This is a genomic window from Sphaerotilus sp. (assembly GCF_013299175.1).
In the GTDB taxonomy this organism is placed as follows: Bacteria; Pseudomonadota; Gammaproteobacteria; order Burkholderiales; family Burkholderiaceae_C; genus Sphaerotilus.
Map to the genome: position 1 here is coordinate 1 of NZ_JAAFKF010000074.1, position 20,899 is coordinate 20,899.

General features: G+C 69.2%; 20 protein-coding genes. 9 read left to right on the top strand and 11 right to left on the bottom strand.

Features of this window, described 5'->3' with window-relative positions; translation table 11 throughout:
* From QZW52_RS13135 to QZW52_RS13150, 4 genes are all read right to left on the bottom strand, one after another.
* A partial coding sequence (locus tag QZW52_RS13135) for a homocysteine S-methyltransferase family protein (protein WP_293999574.1) occupies positions 1-284 on the bottom strand: 284 nt, incomplete at its 3' end.
* 62 nt (positions 285-346) lie between these two features.
* On the bottom strand, positions 347-2,710 hold the full coding sequence (locus tag QZW52_RS13140) for an ATP-binding protein (protein WP_293999577.1): 2,364 nt from the start codon (positions 2,708-2,710) through the stop codon (positions 347-349).
* A gap of 148 nt (positions 2,711-2,858) precedes the next feature.
* Positions 2,859-3,104: a BTH_I0359 family protein gene (locus QZW52_RS13145; protein ID WP_293999580.1), complete on the bottom strand. Its 246-nt coding sequence runs from the start codon at positions 3,102-3,104 to the stop codon at positions 2,859-2,861.
* A 68-nt stretch (positions 3,105-3,172) separates the two neighbouring features.
* Complete coding sequence (locus QZW52_RS13150; protein ID WP_293999582.1) at positions 3,173-4,249, bottom strand: DUF3108 domain-containing protein; 1,077 nt, start codon at positions 4,247-4,249, stop codon at positions 3,173-3,175.
* A 42-nt stretch (positions 4,250-4,291) separates the two neighbouring features.
* On the opposite strand from QZW52_RS13150, the gene QZW52_RS13155 reads away from it, so the two are divergent.
* The 7 genes from QZW52_RS13155 (at position 4,292) to QZW52_RS13185 (ending at position 11,493) form a co-directional block, all read left to right on the top strand.
* Positions 4,292-5,086: a fumarylacetoacetate hydrolase gene (locus QZW52_RS13155; RefSeq protein WP_293999584.1), complete on the top strand. Its 795-nt coding sequence runs from the start codon at positions 4,292-4,294 to the stop codon at positions 5,084-5,086.
* A 75-nt stretch (positions 5,087-5,161) separates the two neighbouring features.
* Complete coding sequence (locus QZW52_RS13160) at positions 5,162-5,758, top strand: PhaM family polyhydroxyalkanoate granule multifunctional regulatory protein (RefSeq protein WP_293999587.1); 597 nt, start codon at positions 5,162-5,164, stop codon at positions 5,756-5,758.
* A gap of 43 nt (positions 5,759-5,801) precedes the next feature.
* Entirely contained in the window at positions 5,802-7,037 is a 1,236-nt protein-coding gene (locus QZW52_RS13165) for an FIST signal transduction protein (RefSeq protein WP_293999589.1), read from the top strand.
* A 57-nt stretch (positions 7,038-7,094) separates the two neighbouring features.
* A complete protein-coding gene (locus QZW52_RS13170) occupies positions 7,095-8,597 on the top strand; it encodes an FAD-linked oxidase C-terminal domain-containing protein (RefSeq protein ID WP_293999592.1) in 1,503 nt (500 codons plus the stop codon).
* Between the two features lie 38 nt (positions 8,598-8,635).
* Positions 8,636-9,760 carry a glycolate oxidase subunit GlcE gene (gene glcE / locus QZW52_RS13175; protein WP_293999594.1) on the top strand — a complete coding sequence of 375 codons (1,125 nt, stop codon included), beginning with the start codon at positions 8,636-8,638 and terminating at the stop codon, positions 9,758-9,760.
* A 30-nt stretch (positions 9,761-9,790) separates the two neighbouring features.
* Positions 9,791-11,056 (top strand): glycolate oxidase subunit GlcF, encoded by a 1,266-nt coding sequence (gene glcF, locus QZW52_RS13180; RefSeq protein WP_293999596.1) that lies wholly within the window; start codon positions 9,791-9,793, stop codon positions 11,054-11,056.
* A 2-nt stretch (positions 11,057-11,058) separates the two neighbouring features.
* Positions 11,059-11,493 (top strand): hypothetical protein, encoded by a 435-nt coding sequence (locus QZW52_RS13185; RefSeq protein WP_293999599.1) that lies wholly within the window; start codon positions 11,059-11,061, stop codon positions 11,491-11,493.
* Here QZW52_RS13185 and QZW52_RS13190 read toward each other — a convergent pair.
* Genes QZW52_RS13190 through QZW52_RS13200 form a run of 3 tightly spaced genes read right to left on the bottom strand, consistent with a single transcriptional unit; the run spans position 11,468 to position 14,212 of the window.
* On the bottom strand, positions 11,468-11,956 hold the full coding sequence (locus QZW52_RS13190) for an SMI1/KNR4 family protein (protein ID WP_293999602.1): 489 nt from the start codon (positions 11,954-11,956) through the stop codon (positions 11,468-11,470). The two genes, QZW52_RS13185 and QZW52_RS13190, sit on opposite strands and share 26 nt — an antisense overlap.
* 2 nt (positions 11,957-11,958) lie before the next feature.
* Positions 11,959-13,098 (bottom strand): tRNA guanosine(34) transglycosylase Tgt, encoded by a 1,140-nt coding sequence (gene tgt / locus QZW52_RS13195; RefSeq protein WP_293999605.1) that lies wholly within the window; start codon positions 13,096-13,098, stop codon positions 11,959-11,961.
* A 13-nt stretch (positions 13,099-13,111) separates the two neighbouring features.
* Positions 13,112-14,212 carry an ABC transporter ATP-binding protein gene (locus QZW52_RS13200; RefSeq protein WP_293999608.1) on the bottom strand — a complete coding sequence of 367 codons (1,101 nt, stop codon included), beginning with the start codon at positions 14,210-14,212 and terminating at the stop codon, positions 13,112-13,114.
* 62 nt (positions 14,213-14,274) lie between these two features.
* Between QZW52_RS13200 and QZW52_RS13205 the strand changes: the two genes are divergently transcribed.
* Positions 14,275-15,930: an ABC transporter permease gene (locus QZW52_RS13205; RefSeq protein WP_293999610.1), complete on the top strand. Its 1,656-nt coding sequence runs from the start codon at positions 14,275-14,277 to the stop codon at positions 15,928-15,930.
* 18 nt (positions 15,931-15,948) lie between these two features.
* Here QZW52_RS13205 and QZW52_RS13210 read toward each other — a convergent pair whose 3' ends face one another.
* From QZW52_RS13210 to ahpC, 3 genes are all read right to left on the bottom strand, one after another.
* A complete protein-coding gene (locus QZW52_RS13210; RefSeq protein ID WP_293999613.1) occupies positions 15,949-16,983 on the bottom strand; it encodes an extracellular solute-binding protein in 1,035 nt (344 codons plus the stop codon).
* Positions 16,984-17,092: 109 nt separating this feature from the next.
* Positions 17,093-18,673, bottom strand: coding sequence for an alkyl hydroperoxide reductase subunit F (gene ahpF, locus QZW52_RS13215; protein WP_293999616.1), 1,581 nt, complete (start codon positions 18,671-18,673; stop codon positions 17,093-17,095).
* Positions 18,674-18,913: 240 nt separating this feature from the next.
* Complete coding sequence (gene ahpC, locus QZW52_RS13220) at positions 18,914-19,477, bottom strand: alkyl hydroperoxide reductase subunit C (RefSeq protein ID WP_293999619.1); 564 nt, start codon at positions 19,475-19,477, stop codon at positions 18,914-18,916.
* Between the two features lie 260 nt (positions 19,478-19,737).
* Between ahpC and QZW52_RS13225 the strand changes: the two genes are divergently transcribed.
* Positions 19,738-20,400 (top strand): LuxR C-terminal-related transcriptional regulator, encoded by a 663-nt coding sequence (locus tag QZW52_RS13225; RefSeq protein WP_293999622.1) that lies wholly within the window; start codon positions 19,738-19,740, stop codon positions 20,398-20,400.
* A gap of 26 nt (positions 20,401-20,426) precedes the next feature.
* On the opposite strand, the gene QZW52_RS13230 is transcribed toward QZW52_RS13225, so the two are convergent.
* A partial coding sequence (locus QZW52_RS13230; RefSeq protein ID WP_293999624.1) for a formate dehydrogenase accessory sulfurtransferase FdhD occupies positions 20,427-20,899 on the bottom strand: 473 nt, incomplete at its 5' end.

Genomic DNA, 20,899 nt, shown 5'->3' on the forward strand with positions numbered 1-20,899 from the left:
CTGGTGGCGCCGAAGGTGTTGGACTCGATGATGTCGGCGCCGGCCGCGAGGTACTGGTCGTGGATCTCGGCGATCACGTCCGGGCGGGTCAGCACGAGCAGGTCGTTGTTGCCCTTGAGATCCTTGCCGTGGTCCCGCAGCCGCTCGCCGCGGAAATCGGCTTCGGTGAGCTTGTAACGCTGGATCATCGTGCCCATCGCGCCGTCGAGGACGGCGATGCGCTGGCGGAGCAGCTCGGGCAGGCGGGCGGCGCGGGTGTAGGCAGGGGGCAGGGCGGCAGTCATCCCGGGATTGTAGGCAGGCGGGGCCATGTCTGCCCCGCTCCGCCGCACCCCGTTGCGCAGCCTCAGTGCGTGAACCCGATGCTGCGCCGCTCGCGCACCTGCGGCTTCACCCGGTGCTCGCCTTCGAGCTGCGACAGGAACTCGTCCGCATCGAAGGCTTCACCCAGGATGTCCACCTGCCGCCGCACCGCCGCGAAGTCGCCGCACGCCAGTTGGTCGAGCACGCCCAGCCGCTGGCGCTGCTCGTCGGTCAGCCGTGTGGCGTCGCCTTCGAGCGCCTCGGCGATGAACATCTGCATGCGCTGGTCCGGCAGCAGCGGCTGGAAATGCAGCTTGAAGGTGAAGCGCCGCAGCGCCGCTTCGTCCAGATCCTCGAACAAGTTGGTCGTGCAGATGAACACCCCGCCGAAACGCTCCATGCCCTGCAGCATCTCGTTGACTTCGGTGATCTCGTAGGTGCGTTCTGCGCGCTTGCGGCTGCGCAGGAAGCTGTCGGCCTCGTCCAGCAGCAGCACGGCCTGTTCCGCCTTGGCCTCGCTGAACATCTTGGCCATGTTCTGCTCGGTCTCGCCGACGAACTTGCTCACCAGGTCGCTGGCCTGCCGGACCATCAGCGGCCGGCCCAGTTCGCGGGCGATGTGCTCGGCCAGCGCGGTCTTGCCCGTGCCCGGTGCGCCGTGGAAGCACAGGGCACCGTGGCCGCGGCGTTTCAGCGCCTCGACGATGCGCGGAATCTCGAAGCGGCTCTCGACATTCAGCAGGCTCAGGTCGTAGGTGGTCACCACCGGTCGGGCGCGGTCGGCCTGGCGATCGACGGTGCCGAGGGCGAGGTCGGCGTGGGCGATCTGGCGCTCGATCAAGGCTTCGATCGATTGCAGCGGTGCCGCCCCTTGCGCATCGCCGATCAACTTGGCGAAGCGCACGGCGGTGCGGATCTGCGCCGGGGTCAGGGCCTTGCGCTGCGTCAGCCGCTCGACGAATTCGGCGCTGACGGGCGTGTCACCGAGCGCCCGCAGCACCAGCGCCTCGCGCGCACCGGGCGGCGGCGACTTCAGCTCCAGGTGGTATTGAAAACGCCGCCGGAAGGCCGGGTCGATCTGCTCGATGCGGTTCGTGACCCACAGCACCGGCACCGGGTTGGTCTCCAGGATCTGGTTCACCCACGCCTTGCCGTTCACCGACGAGCTGCCGCCACCGTGGCTGGCGTCGCTGCTGTCCATGCGCGCCATGAGCTGCGCTGCGTCGGACGAGATCGGCGGGAACACGTCCTCCACCTCGTCGAACAGCAGCGCGACGTTCGGGCTGGCCTTCAGGAACACCTGGCTGATCTGCAGCGAGCGGTAGCGGTCGCGGCCGGAGAGCGAGTTGCCGTCGCGGTCGGCGTATTCGACCTCGTACAGCTCCAGCCCGGCGGTCTGCGCGACGACGCGGCCGAGTTCGGTCTTGCCGGTGCCGGGCGGGCCGTACATCAGCACGTTCACGCCCGCCTCGCGGCGCTCCACCGCGTTCTTCAGCAGCGCGATCAGCACATCCACCTCCTCGCCGACGAAGTGGAAATCGGCCGGCGTCAGCTCGCTCTTGGTCGCTGGCCGGGTGAACACCGCCATCAGATCCTGCGGATCGCGGTACTCGCGCATCAGCACCGGCGGGAGCTGGTCGGACACCTTCATCAGGTCGGCCAGGTCGGTGATGTTGTGCTCGGAGATGAGGTTCTCGATCATGCCGATGCGCTCCAGCCGCGAGCCGGCACGCAGGGCTTCGGCCACGTCGCGCTGGTCCACGCCCGCCACTTCGGCGATGGTCGCGTAAGCCTCCTGCGCACTCGACACCTTGAACTCGACCAGCAGCCCGCGCAGGTCACGCTGGTAGCGGGCGAGCGTGCCGTACAGGATCAGCGCCCGCTCGGCCGGGTTGAGCTGCAGCAGGCCCGCCAGCACCTCGACGTTCTTCTCGACCAGCGTGGCGCTCTCGCGGAGGTGCTGGCCCAGCCATTCGCCGGTGGTGCCAAGGACCGCCATCAGGTCTTTCGGCACGTCCTTGACATACTCGTCGAGGTAGAAGAACAGCGTGCCTTCCTCGTAGGGGCCGCGCCACCAGCCATGCTTTTCGAGGAAGGCCACGTCGTCGAGCGCGTCATGGCCGGTCCAGGCGTCGTGCTCCTTGACCCGGCGGCCGAGGAACTCGCGCAGGCGGCCGAGCACGGTGACGGGCCAGACCAGGTGCCGTGCGGTGAGAGCGAGCAGGCTGTTCCAGTCGCGTCGGCCGGCGAAGCGGTTGGCTTGGCGCAGCGTGAGCGTCAGGACAAAGTGTGAACACAGTTGGTCGAGCACCGGCGCGTCATGCAGGCCGGGCGAGAGCAGCACGGGAGCGCCGCCGGGGCGGCTGCGGGAGCGGCGAACAGTCTGCCTGGACACTTCCTTGCGCATGCAAGCTCCTCGGGGTGGTTCAAGGACGAACGACGGACGGTGGCGACGAGGCCATCTTCGCGCCAATGGCCGATCGGGCGCAAGTTGCAAAACGCGCGGCGGCGCGGGTCGTTTACGTGCCGTTGCACTCGGGCCGAGATTGCTTGCTTCAGTGCAGCACGACAGGGTGGTGCGCCAGCGTGGTGTAGCCCGACAGGAAATCGTCGATGCGGGCCTCGTCGGTGGTCTGGCTGATGAGGTACTCGACACCGGCCTGGAAGTGTTCGGCCAGCAGTCCGCCCAGGTAGATCTCGCGCCGGCTGGTCTTGTCCACGATCTCGAACCCCTGTCCGGCCACGGTGTTGCCGGAGAAGTGCATGACGGCGAAGTTTTCGGAGTTGTAGAGCATGTGCATGGTGCAGTTCTCCTGAGGACAGTGGGGGGCAGGTGAGGCGGTGCGCAGCGGTTTCAAGCTGCGGTGTGTCAGGTGGGCTGCAGGCCATCGAGCGTCAGCTCCAGCGGCTCGCCCGACGACTCGGTGAGCTGGATGCGGACAGGCCAGTGGTGCTGGCGGGCGTCGATCCAGACCTCGGCGCGGGTGTCGTGGGGCGTGTCGGGCTCGCGGTGCAACTGCCACAGACCGGCGCTGTCCTGGCCTTGCACGGTGAAAACCCAGCGTTGCACGTCCCCGCCGGTGCTGGCCACGTCCATCTCGATGCGGTGGCCGGCGCGCCACTCGCCCGCCGGCGGGGCGGCCATGCGGGCGGCGAGCTGGGCGATCCAGCTCAGGCGGTCTTGCGCGCCGGGAGTCAAGGGCTCTTCGCCCGTGCGGGCTGAAAACAGGATGCGCGGCGGTCCCTGGTCCCGCACGAAACTGACGGCGCGCTCGCTGCGCTTGAGGCGGCGCTCGGTGTGGCGCAGGGGGGCGAGTCCGCTGGCGTCGAGCCGGCCTTCGCTGGTCTCCAGGAAGATCTGGCCAAACAGCGGCACACGGGCTTCCAGGCGCATCCGGTAGGTGTCGGCGTCGCGCTGCCAGTCGATCTGGCCGGTGCCGGTGAGCGGGCCTTTTTTCAGGCGGTAGAGCAGCCGCGCGGAGGGGGGCGCGTGCAGTGCATTGGCGTTGGCGGCCGTTGCCGTGGCGGTTGTGGCGGCGACAGCCACGGGCGTGGATGCCGCGTCGGCGGAGTGGGAGGGGGCCACGACCGGCGCCGTCGGGCGGACAGGCGCTGGCTTGCGGGGTGTGTGGCGGGGCGGTTGTGCGGGCGCTGGTGCCGGTGCCAGTGCCGGTGCGTAGGGCGACTCCAGCGGCAGCGCGGGCACGGCAGCGAGGCTCTCCGCAGCCTTGGGTGCTGGCAGGGGCAGGGTGGCGAGGGTGGTCACGCTGCGCACCGTGGCAGGGCTGGCGAGCGGGGGCACCGCGGGCAGGCTCCAGGCGTCGATCACCCACAGGTGCGCGCCCAGCACGGCGGCCAGCGCCAGCGCCGGTGCCGGGCGCTGGCCGGGTCGGCGCGGCGGCCTGGCAACAGCAGCAGGAAGCGGGCGAGAGCGGGGCACAGGCATGGGTGCAATCTACAACGGATTGCGCCGTGCCATCATCGCTGGATGAAACTCGCGACTTACCAGGATGGCTCCCGCGATGGCCAGCTCGTTGTCGTCTCGGCCGACCTCACGCAGGCGCACCACGCCAGCGGCATCGCCACGCGGCTGCAGCAGGTGCTGGACGACTGGAATTTCCTCGCCCCGCAACTGCAAGACCTTGCCCGCACGCTGGAACAGGGCAAGGCGCGCCATGCGTTTGCCTTCGAGCCACGCCTGTGCCTGGCGCCGCTGCCGCGGGTGTGCCGGCTGGTCGATGCGCAGCCCTCCTTGGAGGTCGAGATGGCGGGCGATGCGCTGGCTGGAGCGCGGTCGGTCTGGCCCGACACCTGCACCGACGTGGGTGCCCGGCTGGTGGTGGCCCTCGGGGATGTGCCCCGCGGTGCGGGCGAGGACCAGGCCCGCGACGCCGTGCGGCTGGTGATGCTCGCCCACCATGGGCAGCACCGGGCAGCGGGTGGAGCGGTCGCCGCGTCGCTGGCCTGCGCGCCGGTGGCGGTGACACCGGAGGCGCTGGGTCCGGCCTGGCACCGTGGGCGGCTGGCCATGCGCCTGCAGACGGTGGTCGATGGCCGGGTGCTGGCGCCGGTCGAGCTGGCGGCGGCGGGCGGCGTGTCGGATGCGGGCGGCTGGATTGCCCGGCTGGCGCGCCACCGGGCGGTGTCGGCCGGCACCTTGCTCGCGCTGCCCGGCGGCCCGGCCCGTGTGGCGCTGGACGGCGTGGGGCAGGTGGACACCGCCGTGTGCGACGCACTCGGCCAGTCGGTGTTCGGGGCGGTCGTGCAGCGCGATCGTCCGTGACACTGCCCGCATCGCTGGGCACAATGGCCCAGCGGTTCACCACGCACTCCCTGTCCCTGTCCCGAGGAAAACAACATGCCCGACCACACGTCCTACAGCGAAGCGTTCAGCCCTTTCGTCCCCGGTTTCGAGTTTCTCCAGGGGCTGGTCAAGAATGCCGGACAGACGCTGCCGAACATCGGCCAATGGGTAGCGCCGACGCTGGATCCGGCCGAGCTGGAGCGCCGCATCCACGAGCTGCGCACGGTGCAGTTCTGGCTGGAGCAGAACGCCCGCATGATCGGCACCACCGTGCAGGCGCTCGAAGTCCAGCGCATGACCCTGGGGACGCTCCGGAGCATGAACGTGCAGATGGGCGACCTGAGCGAGGCGCTCAAGATGCGCCCGATGGCCGAGGCGGCGCCCGCGCCTGCACCGTCGCCAGCGCCGACCCCTGCACCAGACTCTGCCGACGCGGACGCTGCGCCGGCTGTTGATCCGATGCAATGGTGGGGCGCGCTGACGCAGCAGTTCACCCAGCTCGCCACCCAGGCCGTGCAGGCCACGACCGAGGCTGCCGCGCAGGCCCAGGCGGCGTCGGCCGCCACCTCCACCGCCACGGCCCCCGCGCCCAGTCCCGCCGCCAAGGCCGCTCCCCGCAAATCCCCCGCCCGCAAGTCCACCAAGGTCTGAGGCGCTGCTGCTGTTGTCGTTGCAGCCCCGTCCCTGTTGATCCATGCACACCTTCCTCACCGCCCACGCCACCCATCCCGACGCGCACATGGCACTGGCGCTGGTGGCCGCCCAGCTCGACGCCCAGCTCGCGGGGTTGCCCCCTGTGGCGGGTGGCCCCGACCCGTTTCCGCTGGGCTTCGTCTACATCACCGACCACTACGCTGCACGGGCCGATGCGCTGCTGGCCGAGCTGCGCCAGCGTTGGCCGCGGGTGTCATGGGTCGGTGGGGTGGGCGTGGGCGTGGCGGTGAGCGGGGTCGAGTATTTCGACGAGCCGGCGCTGGTGCTGATGCTGGCGGACCTGCCCATCGGCAGCTTCGAGCTGTACAGCGGCGAGCGCCCGCTGGTGCGCAGCGACGCCCACACCGCGCTGGTCCACGGCGATGGCCAGACGCCCGACATGGGCGAACTCGTCGCCGAGCTGGCCCAGCGCACCACCAGCGGCTACCTCTTCGGTGGCCTGATGGCGTCGCGGGGCCGCAGCGTGCAGTTCTGTGCCCCGGCGGCGGCGCGTGGTTCGGCGGCGCTGGCCGGGGTCTACGAAGGCGGCGTGTCGGGCGTGGCGTTCACGCGCGAGGTGGATCTGCTGTCGCGGGTCTCGCAGGGCTGCCAGCCGATCGGACCGGTGCGCCATGTCGATGAGGCGCGCGACCACATCGTCGCCGTGCTGGATGGCCAGTCGGCGCTGTCGTGCCTGCTCAACGACCTGAACATCGATCTCGACCACCCGCGCGAGGCCGTGCCGCGCCTGCGGGCCACGCTGGTCGGCCTGACCGGGGCGCAGGACGACGTGTTCGGCCGCGGCAGCCAGTTCGGCGGCGACACCTGGGTGCGCCACCTGATCGGACTCGATCCGATGCACCACGCCGTGGCGGTGGCCGGACAGGTCGAGCCGGGGATGCAACTGACCTTCTGCACCCGCAACGCCGAGGCGGCGCGGCGCGACCTGGTCCGCATCTGCGCCGAGATCCGCGAGGAGCTGAGCCCCGATCCTGACGACGAGGACAGTGCGGCCACCTTCGACACCATGCCCCCCGCCCGGCGCATCGCGGGCGCCCTCTACGTGAGCTGCTCGGGACGGGGCGGGCCGCACTTCGGCGGGCCCTCGGCGGAGCTGCAGCTCGTGCGCCATGCGCTGGGCGATGTGCCGCTGGTCGGCTTCTTCGCCAGCGGCGAGATCGCCCGGCACCACCTGTACGGGTACACCGCCGTCCTGACGGTCTTCGTCCACGCCTGAGCCGCGCGCTGCGTGCCGCGGTACAGTGCGCGCCAACCTAGCCGGAGTTCCCTGCCCATGAATGCCCCCGTGCCACAAGACGTTTTGGACGCTGCCGCCCGCCGCGAGCGCCAGAGCCGGCTTGTGCAGGCGTTGTCTTCCCTGCTGCCTGCCCATGCCCTGCTGTGGCACGCCGAAGACACGATCCCCTACGAGTGCGATGGCCTGACCGCCTACCGCACCCAGCCCCTGGCCGTGGCCCTGCCCGAAACCGAGGAGCAGGTCGCCGGTGCGCTGCGCATCTGCCACCGCCTGGGTGTCCCGGTGGTGGCCCGCGGTGCGGGCACCGGCCTGTCCGGCGGCGCCACCCCGCACCGCGACGGCCTGACGCTCTCGCTCGCCCGCTTCAACCGCATCGTCCAGATCGACCCGCTCGCCTGCACGGCCGTCGTGCAGTGCGGCGTGCGCAACCTGGCCATCAGCGAAGCCGCGGCTCCGTTCGGTCTCTACTACGCGCCCGATCCGTCCAGCCAGATCGCCTGCACCATCGGCGGCAACGTGGCCGAGAACTCCGGCGGCGTGCATTGCCTGAAGTACGGCCTGACGCTGCACAACGTGCGCCGTGTGCGGGGCTACACCGTCGAGGGCGAGGCGGTCGAGTTCGGTGGCGGCGGGCTGGACGCGGCGGGGCTGGACCTGCTCGGCATCGTCATCGGCAGCGAGGGCATGCTGGCCGTCGTCACCGAAGTCACCGTCAAGCTCGTGCCGCGCCCGCAGGTGGCGCGCTGCATCATGGCCAGCTTCCCGACCGTGGAGACGGCGGGCGACGCAGTGGCCGAGATCATCGCCGCCGGCATCATTCCCGCCGGGCTGGAGATGATGGACAAGCCGATGACGGCGGCGGTCGAGGATTTTGTCCACGCGGGCTACGACCTGGAGGCGGCGGCCATCCTGCTCTGCGAGAGCGACGGCACGCCCGAGGAGGTCGAGGAGGAAATCGGCCGCATGACCGAGGTGCTGCGCCGCTGTGGCGCGAGCCGGCTCGAAGTCAGCCGGGACGAGGTGCAGCGGCTGAAGTTCTGGTCGGGCCGCAAGAACGCCTTTCCCGCCACCGGCCGCATCAGCCCGGATTACCTCTGCATGGATTCGACCATCCCGCGCCGGCGCCTGGCCGACATGCTGGGGGCCATCGCCGAGATGGAGTTGCGCCACGACCTGCGCTGCTGCAACGTGTTCCACGCGGGCGATGGCAACCTGCACCCGCTGATCCTGTTCGATGCCAGCCGCCCCGGCGAGCTGGAGCGGGCGGAAGCCTTCGGTGCCGAGATCCTCGAAACCAGCGTCGCCATGGGCGGCACCATCACCGGCGAGCACGGTGTCGGCGTCGAGAAGCTCAATTCCATGTGCGTGCAGTTCGCGCCGGAGGAGCGCGAGATGATGCTGGCGGTGAAGCGGGCCTTCGATGCGCCGGGTCTGCTCAACCCCGGCAAGGTGATCCCGTCGCTCCACCGCTGTGCCGAGTACGGAAGAATGCATGTCAAACGCGGTTTGCTGCCTTTCAGCGAACTGCCCCGTTTCTGATCCTTGACCCCGAACTGGTTGCTGAACCACCCACCACCATGAGCAGCAAGGCCCTCGACAGCCTGATCGAACGCGTCCGCGCCGCCCGCGAGGGGCGCGGCAGCCTCGCCATCCGTGGCGCCGGCACCAAATCCTTCTACGGCGAGGCGGTCCAGGGCCAGTTGCTCGACGTGCGCGGACTCACCGGCATCACGCGCTACGAGCCGAGCGAGCTGGTCATGACCGTGCGCGGCGGCACCCCCATCGCCGAGGTCGAGACCGAACTCGCCCGCCGCAACCAGTACCTCGCCTTCGAGCCGCCGCGCTACCCCGACACCGAGCGCCCCGGCCAGCGTGGCGGCACCATCGGCGGCATGGTGGCGACAGGCTTGTCCGGCCCGTCGCGCGCGGCGATGGGCAGCGTGCGCGACTACGTGCTGGGCATGACGCTGCTCACCGGCAAGGCCGAGGTGCTGACCTTCGGCGGCCAGGTGATGAAGAACGTCGCCGGCTACGACGTGGCGCGCATGGTCACGGGTTCGCTCGGCATCCTCGGCATCGTCTGCGAGGTGTCGCTGAAGGTGATGCCGACGCCGTCCTACACCAGCACGCTGCGCTTCGACTGCTCGGAGGGCGAGGCGCTCGACCTGATGCAACGCTGGGCCGGCCAGCCGCTGCCGATCAACGCCACCGCGTGGTGGCAAGGGGCGCTGGTGGTGCGGCTGTCGGGGGCGACCACGGCGGTGGCCGCGGCCAACCAGAAGCTCGGCGGCGAGCCGATCGACAACGCGCTCGCCCAACGCTTCTGGCTCGGGATGCGCGACCAGAGCGACGATTTCTTCGTCGCGGCGCGCCGGGCACTGGCCGAAGGGGCGGCGCTGTGGCGCGTGTCGCTGCCGACGGGCGCGCCCCCGCTGCCGCTGCCCGGCGACCAGCTCATCGACTGGGGTGGCGCGCAACGCTGGTGGATCACCCGCGAGACTGCCGCCCGCGTGCGCCAGATCGCCCACCAGTACGGCGGCCACGCCACGCTGTTCCGCGCGCGGGACAAGGCTGCGGCGTCGAGCGGACTGGGCGTGTTCTCCCCGCTCAAGCCGCCACTGGACCGCATCCACCAGGAACTCAAGCAAGCCTTCGATCCCGATGGCGTGTTCAATCCGGGTCGCCTTTATCCGGGACTCTGACCGGCACTTCGCCCGGCACACCGAGCCAGCATGCAAACCACCCTCGCGCCTGAATTCAAGGACACCCCGGACGGCGACCGCGCCGAGGAGATCCTGCGCCGCTGCGTCCACTGCGGCTTCTGCACCGCCACCTGTCCGACCTACCAGCTCCTGGGCAACGAGCTGGATGGGCCGCGCGGTCGCATCTACCTCATCAAGCAGGTGATGGAAGGCCACACGCCGACCCGCAAGACCCAGCTCCACCTGGACCGCTGCCTGACCTGCCGGAGCTGCGAGACGACCTGCCCGTCGGGGGTCGAGTACGGCGCGCTGGTCGAGATTGGCCGGCGCGTGGTGGATGCCAAGGTCGAGCGCCCGCGCGCCGACCGCACCGTGCGCTGGATGCTGCGCGAGACCATGACCTCGCCGAGCTTCGGCCCGATGCTCAAGATGGGGCAGAGCGTGCGCGCGCTGCTGCCCGGCATCGTCAAGAACAAGGTGCCCAGCAAGCTCAGCGCCAGCGCGATGGCCCATGCCCAACGCTGGCCGACCCGCGAGCACCGGCGCCAGGTGCTGATGCTGCAGGGTTGCGTGCAGCCGACGCTGGCACCCAACATCAACAGCGCCACCGCCCGCGTGCTCGATGCCTGCGGCGTGCAGACGCTGGTGTCGGACGAGGCCGGCTGCTGCGGCGCCGTGCGCGACCACCTCGGCGACCGCGAAGGCGCGCTGACCGACATGCGCCGCAACATCGACGCCTGGTGGCCCAAGGTCGAGGGGCTGGGCGGGGTCGAGCCGGTCGAGGCGATCGTCTTCAATGCGTCGGGCTGCGGCCTGTCGGTCAAGGACTACGGCCACGCGCTCGCCCACGATCCCGCCTACGCCGAGAAGGCGGCGCGCATCAGCGCCGCGGCACGCGATCTCTCCGAGCTGCTGCCCACGCTGATCGGCCCGCTCAAGGCCGCGTTCGGACAGCGCAGAGCGCGCGGTGTCCTGGCCTACCACCCGCCCTGCACGCTGCAGCACGGCCAGAAACTGCGCGGCGGCGTCGAGGCGGCGATGACCGAACTCGGCTTCGAGGTCCATCTGCCCACACAGGACAGCCACCTGTGCTGCGGTTCGGCGGGCACGTACTCCGTGCTGCAACCCGAAATCGCCTACCAGCTCCGCGACCGCAAGGTGCAGACGCTCGAAGCGCGGCAGCCCAGCGTGATCATCTCCGGCAACATCGGTTGCCTGCAGCACCTGCAGTCGGGCACCAAGCTGCCGGTGCGGCACTGGGTCGAGGTGATCGACGAGGCGCTTGCGGCGGGCTGACCATGCACAGCCGCCTGTTGTTGCCGTGGTCGATGGCACTGTGGACGCTGGTGGCGCTGCTGTCCGCCTGCAACGGCAGCGCGCCGGCCTCGACCGAATTCGAAACCCTCGAAGCCCAGGCCAATGCACACGCGGACGCGGCCCGTGCGCTGGCGGTCAACATGCCGTGCAGCGAGGTCGGCCACTGCGGCCGGCTCTACCTGCAGCCGACGCGGGGTGTCTGCGCTTTGCCGACCCTGGTGACGTACTCGCGGGTGTCTGCGACCGCCCGGCAGGCCGAAGCCGAAACCGCTGCCCAGAACACCGCAGCGAGCCAGGCGCTTCCGCTGCAGCCCGGTGGCCTCCCGCCCAACGTGATGTGCTTCGCCGGGTTCCCTGACCCGCCGCTGGCCTGCGAGCGCGGCGCCTGTGTCACGGGTGCGGTGGCACTGCCCTGAGCTGCCAGTCGGCGAACCACGCGCCGAAGTCGCTGCTGCACAGGACACGCTCGCCACCGTCATGCCACAGCGTGATGACCTGCCCGACCGCACCACCCGCTGCGGGATCGAGGTCGAGGCAGAGGTGGTTGCCGCCGCCGTCGTGCGTGAACGGGATCCAGCGTGGGTTCCACCAGTCGTCGCGCACGCCCTGTGCGGGTGACGAGCGCATGGACTTGAACTGGCCTGCGTCGTGCAACCCCTTCCAGAGGCGCCACTGCTCGAACACGTTCTGTGTCGAGAGGAATTCCTGTCCGTCGAACAGCCCGTCCGCCAGCCCGCGCTGGCCGTTGTGCTGCTGGAGCACCTGCACGTAGTCGGCGGGCAGGGTCACGCCGAGTTGCTGTTGCAGCGTGGCGATCTCGGCGTCGGTGGCCGGCGGGTTCAGGTCGTCCGTGAGGGGCCAGCGGATGTGAATGTCCATCGTCAGACTCCTCGGGCGCGATCGGCCTTGAACTGCGCTTGAAATGCCGCGAACGTGCCCGCATCCAGCGCGTCGCGAACCTCCTGCATCAGGTTCAGGTAGTAGTGCAGGTTGTGGATGCTCGTCAGCATCGGGCCGAGCATCTCGCCGCAGCGGTCGAGGTGGTGCAGGTACGCCCGGCTGAAGTTCTGGCAGGTGTGGCACGCGCAGCTCATGTCGAGCGGGCCTTCGTCCGACTTGTGGCGCGCATTGCGGATCTTCAGGTCGCCGAAGCGGGTGAAGAGGTGGCCGTTGCGGGCATTGCGGGTCGGCATCACGCAGTCGAACATGTCCACGCCGCAGGCGACACCCTCCACCAGATCCTCCGGTGTCCCGACGCCCATCAGGTAACGCGGTTTCTGGCTCGGCAGCAGGTGGGGCGTGTGGCGCATGATCCGCACCATCTCGTCCTTCGGCTCGCCGACCGAGACACCGCCCACCGCGTAGCCGGGCAGGTCGAGTTCCACCAGCCCGTTCAGCGACTCCTCGCGCAGGCTTTCGAACATGCCGCCCTGCACGATGCCGAAGAGGGCGTTCGGGTTCTGCAGCCGCTCGAACTCCGCCTTCGAGCGTTTCGCCCAGCGCATCGACAGCTCCATCGACACCCGCGCTTCCTTTTCGCTGGTGATGTGGCCGCTGCCCTTGACGCCTTGCCAGTAGGGCGTGCATTCGTCGAACTGCATCACGATGTCGGAGTTCAGCACCGTCTGGATCTGCACGCTGATCTCGGGCGTGAGGAACAGCTTGTCGCCGTTGACGGGGGAGGCGAACTTGACGCCTTCCTCGCTGATCTTGCGCATCTCGCCGAGCGACCAGACCTGGAAACCGCCCGAGTCGGTGAGGATCGGCTTGTGCCAGTTCTCGAACTTGTGCAAGCCGCCGAACTGCGCCATCACGTCCAGGCCGGGGCGCATCCAGAGGTGGAAGGTGTTGCCCAGGATGATCTGCGCGCCCATCTCTTCGAGCGAGCGCGGCATCACGCCCTTGACGGTGCCGTAGGTGCCCACGGGCATGAAGATGGGGGTTTCGACGACGCCGTGGTTGAGCGTCAGGCGACCGCGGCGGGCGTGGCCTTCGGTGCCTAGGAGTTGGAATTGCAGCATGGCCGTGATTGTCTCAGGCTGCCGCAGCGACCCCCGTCCGCTCCCGCTGGTACGCCACTACATGCGCCAGCTCCAGCCGAATCCCGATCGCCTCGCCCACCGCGTGGTTGTGGTGCGAAGGCACGAGCGAGAGCACCTGCGCGCCGCTGTCGAGCGCCAGCGTGTAGAGAAACTCGGCGCCCCGGAACGCCTTGTGGACCACGCGGGCGCGGATTGGCGCGTCGTCGTCGTGGACCACATCGTCCGGGCGCAGCAGCACGTCCACCGGGCAGCCCGCGCCGCACAGGTCGCCGTGCTCGGTGCAGTGGATCGGCTGGTCGCTGTGCGCCACGCCCAGTTCGGTGCGGACGTGGTGGTGCCCGGCTAGCATTTCCCCCGGCAGGAACGCCCCTTGCCCGACAAAATCCGCGACGAAGCGGTTCGCCGGCTCGTGGTAGAGCTGGTAGGCGCTGGCCCACTGCTGGATGCGGCCCTGGTGCATGACGCCGATCTCGTCGGCGATGGCAAACGCCTCGTGCTGGTCGTGGGTGACGAGCAGGGCGGTGGTGCCGGCCGCCTTCAGCAGGCTGCGCAGCTCCGCGCCCAGCCGCTCGCGTAACTCGATGTCGAGGCTCGAAAACGGCTCGTCCAGCAGCATCAGCCGCGGCGACGGCGCCAGCGCACGGGCGAGCGCCACACGCTGCTGCTGGCCGCCGGAGAGTTCGTGCGGGTAACGCGGCGCCGTGTGGCCGAGGCCCACGGTGTCGAGCATTTCGGCGACCCGCTTCTCGGGATGCGGATGGCCGCGCAGCCCGAAGCCGACGTTGGCGGCCACCGTCAGGTGCGGGAAGAGGGCGTGGTCCTGGAACACCATGCCGATGCGGCGCTGTTCGGGCGGCACCTGCACGGCGGTCGAGCTGACGACCTGCCCGTCCAGCCGGACCTCGCCGCCCAGCACCGGCTCGAACCCGGCCACCGCCCGCAGCACCGTCGTCTTGCCGCAGCCCGACGGCCCGAGCAGGCAGCCGATGGTGCCCTGCGGCAGGTGCAGCGCGAGGTGCTCGACGACGGTCTTGGCACCGTAGCCGAGTCGGAGTCCGTCGAGGGCGAGCCAGGGAGTGGGGTGCGTGGGCATGGTCCAGATGATAATGATTATCGTTGTCTGTCTCCTGAATCCTGACTGGAAGGGTGTCTCTGATGTCTGTCGCCCCGAACCGCCGACCCTGGTTGTTGTGGATCGCCGTGCTGGCCGCGCTGCTGGTGGCGGCGCCGCTGGTGTCGGTGGGCACGCATGTGTTCTCCGGCGGCACGGGCGAGACTTGGCGGCACCTGGCGTCCACCGTGCTCGGCGACTACGTGGTCAGCACGCTGTGGCTGTGTGCGGGGGTCGGGCTGGGCGTGGCGGCGCTGGGCGTGGGTTCTGCGTGGTTGGTGACGCGCTACGACTTTGCCGGGCGGGCGCAGTTCGAATGGGCGCTGGTGCTGCCGCTGGCGATGCCGTCGTATGTCATCGCCTATGTCTACACCGACTTCTTCCAGTACATCGGCCCGGTGCAGACCGCCCTGCGCACCGCGTTCGGCTGGCGCAAGGCCGACTACTGGTTCCCGGACGTGCGCACGCTCGGCGGGGCGGCGTTGATGTTCGCGCTGGTGCTTTACCCGTATGTCTACATGCTGGCCCGCACTGCCTTCATCGAGCGGGCCGGCGGGATGATCGAGGTCGGGCGCTCGCTGGGGCTGTCACCGTTCCGCGCTTTCCTGCGGCTGTCGCTGCCGATGGCGCGGCCGGCGATCGCGGGCGGCGTGGCGCTGGCGCTGATGGAGACGCTGGCGGACTACGGCACGGTGTCCTACTTCGCGGTGCAGACCTTCACGACCGGCATCTACCGCGCCTGGTTCTCGCTCGGTGACCGGGTGGCGGCGGCGCAGTTGGCGCTGGTGCTGCTGGCCTTCGTGGTGGCGGTGCTGACCTTCGAGCGGGTCAGCCGGGGCGGGCGGCGTTACCACGACACCACCTTGCGCCGGCTCGGCAGCCCGCGTGCGCCGCTGACCGGCGTGAAGGCTGCTGCTGCGGTGATCGGCTGCGTGATTCCGCTGGTGGCAGGTTTCCTGCTGCCGGCCGGGCTGCTGCTGCGCATGGCCTTGACCGACGGCGACGCGCAGTTCGGCGAGCGTTTTGTCGTGCTGGCCCGCAACAGCGTGCTGGTCGCCGGAACCACCGCGCTGCTGGCGGTGGCGCTGGCGCTGCTGATCGGCTATGCGGCGCGGGTTCACCGGGGCCGGGTCACGCGCTGGGCGCACCGGGTGGTGGGGCTGGGCTATGCGCTGCCGGGTTCTGTGATCGCGGTGGGCGTGCTGATCCCGGTGACGCGGCTGGACCACGCGCTGGCCGCGTTGATCGGCGAGCTGACCGGCCACACGCCGGGCCTGCTGTTCACCGGCAGCATCGCGGCGCTGGTCTACGCCTGCCTCGTGCGCTACCTGACGGCGGCGGTGCAGGCGATCGACGAGGGCCTGGGCCGCATCACGCCGAACATGGACCACGCGGCGCGCAGCCTCGGCCTGAGCGCGGGGCAGACACTGCAGCGGGTCCACCTGCCGATGCTGCGGGGGAGTGCGCTGACGGCGGGGCTGCTGGTGTTCATCGATGTGATGAAGGAGTTGCCGGCGACGCTGGTGATGCGCCCCTTCAACTTCGACACGCTGGCGACGCAGACCTACACGCTCGCTTCGGACGAGCGGCTGACCGAAGCCTCGACCGCCGCGCTGGCGATCGTCGTGGTCGGGCTGGTGCCGATGGTGCTGCTGTGTCGCAGCATCGCCAAGGGGCGCGGCATCGGCGGCGCCCCCTGACCAGACTTCTCGGACTTCTCAGCGCCAGCCGGCGCGGTCGAACACCTTCTGCGCGGTGACCGTGTTCTTCGCCAGATCGCCGATCGGCAGCGCGTCGGCCTTGAACGCGCCCAGCGACTCCAGCGCCCGGTTGTTCGTCTTGACCGAAGCGACCACCGGCCACTCGTTGTTGCCGTCGGCGAAGTAGAGCTGCGCGGCGTCGCTGGCGAGGTACTCCAGGAACTTCACGGCCGCGTCCTTGTTCGGCGCGTACTTCAGCACCCCGGCGCCGGAGATGTTCACATGCGTGCCCCAGCTCGCCTGGTTCGGCCACACCACGCCGACGGCGCGCATCGCTTCCTGCTCGGCCGGCTTGGTCGAGCGCAGCAGCCGGGCGACGTAGTAGGTGTTCGCCAGCGTCACGCCACACTCACCGGCCGCCACCGCCATGATCTGGTCCGTGTCGCCACCTTTGGGTGTGCGGGCGAAGTTGGCGACCAGACCGCGTGCCCAGGCTTCCGTCTTCGCCTCGCCGTCGTGGGCGATCAGCGCACCGCCGAGCGACAGGTTGTACGGATGCGCCCCGGAGCGCACGCAGACCTGGCCCTTCAGCGCCGGGTTGGCGAGGTCTTCGTAGTTCTGCACCTGCTCGCGCTTGACGGCGGTCTTGTTGTAGACGATGACGCGGGCGCGGGTCGAGAAGGAGTACCAGTTCGGCGTGTGCAGGTTCGCGGGGATGCGCGACGCCAGCACCGCCGACTTCACCGGTTGGAACAGGCCCAGCTTGTCGGCGATCTCCAGCCGCGTGGCGTCCACCGTGATCAGCAGGTCGGCGGGGCTGGCCGTGCCTTCGTTGCGGATGCGCTCGACCAGCTCGTCTTCCTTGCCGTCGATGCGGTTGACCTTGATGCCGGTGGCCTTGGTGAAGTTGCTGTAGAGCGCCTCATCCGTCTGGTAGTGGCGGGCGGAGTAGAGGTTGAGCACCTGCTCCTGCGCGGACGCAGGCAGGCCAGTCAGCGAAGCGGCCAGCGCGGCGGCAGTGGCGAGGACGGAGCGGTGGAGCAGGTGCGTCATGGTCGGGAGTCCGGCGAGGTGAGAATGCATTGATGGTATCAATAATCATTCGCATCTAAAAGCGCACGGGCTTTACCGCCATCCTGACGCGTGATCCCGAGCCACCTGCTCAGGCCGGTGCGCTGGTGCGGATCAGGTGATCGAACGCGCTCAGCGCCGCCGTTGAACCCGCCCCCATCGCGATGATGATCTGCTTGAACGGCACGGTCGTCACGTCCCCGGCTGCGAACACGCCCGGCACGGAGGTCTGTCCCCGGTCGTCGATGATCACCTCGCCGCGTCCGCTCAGCGCCACCGTGCCGCGCAGCCAGTCGCTGTTGGGCAGCAGGCCGATCTGCACGAAGATGCCTTCGAGGTCCACGCGGTGCATCGTGCCGTTCGTGCGGTCCTGGTAGCTCAGGCCGCTGACCTTCTGGCCGTCGCCGTGGACCTCGGTGGACAGCGCCGAGACGATGACCGTCACGTTCGGCAGGCTGAAGAGCTTCTTCTGCAGCACGGCGTCGGCGCGCAGCTTCGAGTCGAACTCGATCAGCGTGACATGGCGGACGATGCCGGCGAGGTCGATCGCCGCTTCCACGCCCGAGTTGCCGCCGCCGATCACCGCCACGCGCTTGCCCTTGAACAGCGGCCCGTCGCAGTGCGGGCAGTAGGCCACGCCCTTGTTGCGGTATTCGTCTTCACCGGGGACGTTCATCTGCCGCCAGCGGGCGCCGGTCGAGATGACCACGCTGCGGCTGCGCAGGCTGGCGCCGTTCTCCAGCTTGACCTCGATCAGGCCGCCGGGTTCGCTGGCCGGGATCAGCGCGGTGGCACGCTGCAGGTTCATCACGTCCACGTCGTGCTGCCGGACGTGCTGCTCCAGCGCGGCGGCGAGCTTCGGGCCGTCGGTTTCCTTCACCGAGATGAAGTTCTCGATGCCCATCGTGTCGAGCACCTGCCCGCCGAACCGCTCGGCCGCGACCCCCGTGCGGATGCCCTTGCGGGCGGCGTAGATCGCCGCCGCCGCCCCCGCCGGGCCACCGCCGACGATCAGCATGTCGTAGGGTGCTTGCGCGGTGATCTTCGCGGCTTCGCGGGCGGCGGCGCCGGTGTCGATCTTGGCGAGGATCTCGGCCAGCTCCATCCGCCCGGACGAGAACATCTGCCCGTTCAGGTAGACACAGGGCACGCCCATGATCTGGCGCTCGTCGATCTCGGCCTGGAACATCGAACCTTCGATCGCGGTGTGGCGGATCTTCGGGTTGAGTGCAGCCAGCAGGTTGAACGCCTGCACCACGTCCGGGCAGTTGTGGCAGGTCAGGGACATGTAGGTCTCGAAGACGAGATCCTGTCCGGGGTCGAGCGCCTTGATCTGCTCGACCAGCGCAGCCTCGACCTTGGGCGGGTAGCCGCTGGTCTGCAGGAGTGCGAGCACCAGCGACGTGAACTCGTGGCCCATCGGCAGGCCGGCGAAGCGCACGCCGGTGTCGGCACCTGCGCGGCTGATCTGGAAGGAGGGCACGCGCTCGCCGCTGATCGCACCGACACGCACGCCCAGCTTGCCGGCCGGCGCGACCGAGGCCACGTCCGCCACCAGTTCGAGCATCTGGCGGGCGTTCGCGCTGTCGTCGGCGAAGGTGACGATCTCGATCGGCTGCACGAGGCGTTCGAGGTAGCCCTTCAACTGGGTCTTGAGGTTGCTGTCCAACATGGTCGGTGCTCCTTGAGGGCGAGGTAGGGGCGTGTCAGGCCGGAAGGGCTGCATGGGCTGCAATCCTTCGGGTCCGAAACAGCGGTTCAGAGGGTGTTCTGGTGTTGGCTCCTCCCCCAGCGGGGGAGGTTGGGAGGGGGTTCGCCTTGCGCAGACGTTGTTTGGCCTGCGTGAACCCCCACCCCGGCCCTCCCCCGCTGGGGGAGGGAGAAAGACCAGAGCGATCAGCCGATCAGCCGATCAGATCTTGCCGACGAGGTCGATCGACGGCGTCAGCGTGGCCGCGCCTTCGTTCCACTTGGCGGGGCAGACCTGGCCGGGGTGGGCGGCGGTGAACTGGGCCGCCTTCAGCTTGCGCAGCGTTTCCTTCACGTCACGGGCGATCTCGTTGGAGTGGATTTCGGCGGTCTTGATGACGCCGTCCGGGTTGATGACGAAGGTGCCGCGCAGCGCCAGACCTTCTTCCGGGATGTGGACGCCGAATGCGTTGGTCAGCGTGTGCGTCGGATCACCCACCAGCGGGAACTGGGCCTTGCCGACGGCTGGCGAGGTCTCGTGCCACACCTTGTGCGAGAAATGCGTGTCGGTGGTGACGATGTAGACCTCGGTGCCAGCGGCCTGGAAGGCGGCGTAGTTGTCGGCCGCGTCTTCGATCTCGGTCGGGCAGTTGAAGGTGAAGGCGGCCGGCATGAAGATCAGGACCGACCAGTGGCCCTTCAGGCTCTCGTTGGAGACTTCGACGAACTGGCCGTTGTGGAAGGCGGTGGTCTTGAACGGCTGGACTTGGGTGTTGATCAGGGACATGCGAGGACTCCTTGGGTCGCGGGGTGAACGGATCGGGTGAGATCCGATGAGACCAATCTTAGGGCCTGCGTCGATATTGATCAAATTGACAGTTTTTCATGACTCAATAGTTATTAGCTATTTTGTTGAGGCTGTCAGCCATGGCCCATGCAGACCGCCATGCCCAGCATGGGTGGGGCCAGACAAAGGTACTGCAGCGTACAAATGGGTGCTCTGTATAGTGATCGCTTGTCCGACGACTCTTTTGTGTACCTGCCCCGATGAAGGCCCTGCTTGTCGATGACCATGCGCTGTTCCGCTCCGGCCTGATGCTGCTGCTGGCCATGCGGTTTCCGGACGTGGTCATGCGGGAGGCGGACGGACTGACCGCGGCCTTGGCGCACCTGGAGGCGGAGCCGGACATCGAGCTGGTGCTGCTCGACCTGGGCCTGCGCGACAGCGACGGGCTGCCGACGCTGCGCCAGCTGCGGGCGGTGTCGGATGAGCGGACCTTGGTGGTGCTCTCGGCCAGCGACGACGTGGACACGGTGATCGCTGCGCTCAACGAGGGCGCCGCCGGCTTCATTCCCAAGACCACCCGCGGCCAGGCGGTCGAGCAGGCGCTGCGCGTGGTGCTGGGTGGCGGGATCTATCTGCCGCCGGTCGTCTACAGCGCCGTGGCGCCGTTGCCGGTGCTGGAGCAGACGGACGAAGCACGCGCTGCCGAGGCCATCGACCGGCTGGGCTTGTCGCCCCGCCAGATCGATGTGCTGCGCCTGCTGACGGCGGGTCAGTCCAACAAGGTGATCTGCCGCGAGCTGGATCTGGCGGAATCCACCATCAAGACCCACCTGCTGGCGCTGTTCCGCAAGCTCGGCGTGAGTTCACGCACCGAGGCCGTGGTGGCCGCGGCACGGCTCGGGCTGAAGTTCCCGAATGGCTGAAGTCTGACGGCTGAACGGTTCGAACCTCAGCCCACGACCACCCGCACCGCCGCCCGCTTCACTTCCGGCTCCGATTCGAAGCGGTCGAACCCCGTGTAGCAGAGGAAATGCCGGTTCGCTGCCCGCCCGAACAGCGCCATGCCGAGCCGGGTCGCGAGGTCATGCCCCATCTGCGTCACGCCGTTGCGCGAGACGATGATCGGCACGCCCATGTGCGCCGCCTTCATCACCATCTCGCTGGTGAGCCGGCCGGTGGTGTAGAAGGTCTTGTCGCCACCCTCCACGCCGTGCAGCCACATCCAGCCGGCGATGGTGTCGATGGCGTTGTGGCGCCCCACGTCCTCGATGAACATCAGCAGTTGCGTGCCGAGGAACAGCGCGCAGCCGTGGACCGAGCCGGCCTTGCGGTGGATGCTGTCCTGCTGGCGCACCACGTCGAGCAGGCCGTTGAGCGTGCCCTGGCGGATGCGGGCCGTGCGGGCGTCGGGCAGGCGGATGG

What these genes read in the sequence shown, in the direction of transcription:
- QZW52_RS13190 (WP_293999602.1), bottom strand. Translation starts at nt 11,956, where the DNA reads ATGGACATTCACATCCGCTGGCCCCTCACGGACGACCTGAACCCGCCG.
- QZW52_RS13165 (WP_293999589.1), top strand. Translation starts at nt 5,802, where the DNA reads ATGCACACCTTCCTCACCGCCCACGCCACCCATCCCGACGCGCACATG.
- QZW52_RS13150 (WP_293999582.1), bottom strand. Translation starts at nt 4,249, where the DNA reads ATGCCTGTGCCCCGCTCTCGCCCGCTTCCTGCTGCTGTTGCCAGGCCG.
- ahpC (WP_293999619.1), bottom strand. Translation starts at nt 19,477, where the DNA reads ATGTCCCTGATCAACACCCAAGTCCAGCCGTTCAAGACCACCGCCTTC.
- QZW52_RS13205 (WP_293999610.1), top strand. Translation starts at nt 14,275, where the DNA reads ATGTCTGTCGCCCCGAACCGCCGACCCTGGTTGTTGTGGATCGCCGTG.
- glcE (WP_293999594.1), top strand. Translation starts at nt 8,636, where the DNA reads ATGAGCAGCAAGGCCCTCGACAGCCTGATCGAACGCGTCCGCGCCGCC.
- QZW52_RS13140 (WP_293999577.1), bottom strand. Translation starts at nt 2,710, where the DNA reads ATGCGCAAGGAAGTGTCCAGGCAGACTGTTCGCCGCTCCCGCAGCCGC.
- QZW52_RS13155 (WP_293999584.1), top strand. Translation starts at nt 4,292, where the DNA reads ATGAAACTCGCGACTTACCAGGATGGCTCCCGCGATGGCCAGCTCGTT.
- QZW52_RS13210 (WP_293999613.1), bottom strand. Translation starts at nt 16,983, where the DNA reads ATGACGCACCTGCTCCACCGCTCCGTCCTCGCCACTGCCGCCGCGCTG.
- tgt (WP_293999605.1), bottom strand. Translation starts at nt 13,098, where the DNA reads ATGCTGCAATTCCAACTCCTAGGCACCGAAGGCCACGCCCGCCGCGGT.
- QZW52_RS13200 (WP_293999608.1), bottom strand. Translation starts at nt 14,212, where the DNA reads ATGCCCACGCACCCCACTCCCTGGCTCGCCCTCGACGGACTCCGACTC.
- QZW52_RS13160 (WP_293999587.1), top strand. Translation starts at nt 5,162, where the DNA reads ATGCCCGACCACACGTCCTACAGCGAAGCGTTCAGCCCTTTCGTCCCC.
- QZW52_RS13145 (WP_293999580.1), bottom strand. Translation starts at nt 3,104, where the DNA reads ATGCACATGCTCTACAACTCCGAAAACTTCGCCGTCATGCACTTCTCC.
- QZW52_RS13225 (WP_293999622.1), top strand. Translation starts at nt 19,738, where the DNA reads ATGAAGGCCCTGCTTGTCGATGACCATGCGCTGTTCCGCTCCGGCCTG.
- QZW52_RS13185 (WP_293999599.1), top strand. Translation starts at nt 11,059, where the DNA reads ATGCACAGCCGCCTGTTGTTGCCGTGGTCGATGGCACTGTGGACGCTG.
- QZW52_RS13170 (WP_293999592.1), top strand. Translation starts at nt 7,095, where the DNA reads ATGAATGCCCCCGTGCCACAAGACGTTTTGGACGCTGCCGCCCGCCGC.
- glcF (WP_293999596.1), top strand. Translation starts at nt 9,791, where the DNA reads ATGCAAACCACCCTCGCGCCTGAATTCAAGGACACCCCGGACGGCGAC.
- ahpF (WP_293999616.1), bottom strand. Translation starts at nt 18,673, where the DNA reads ATGTTGGACAGCAACCTCAAGACCCAGTTGAAGGGCTACCTCGAACGC.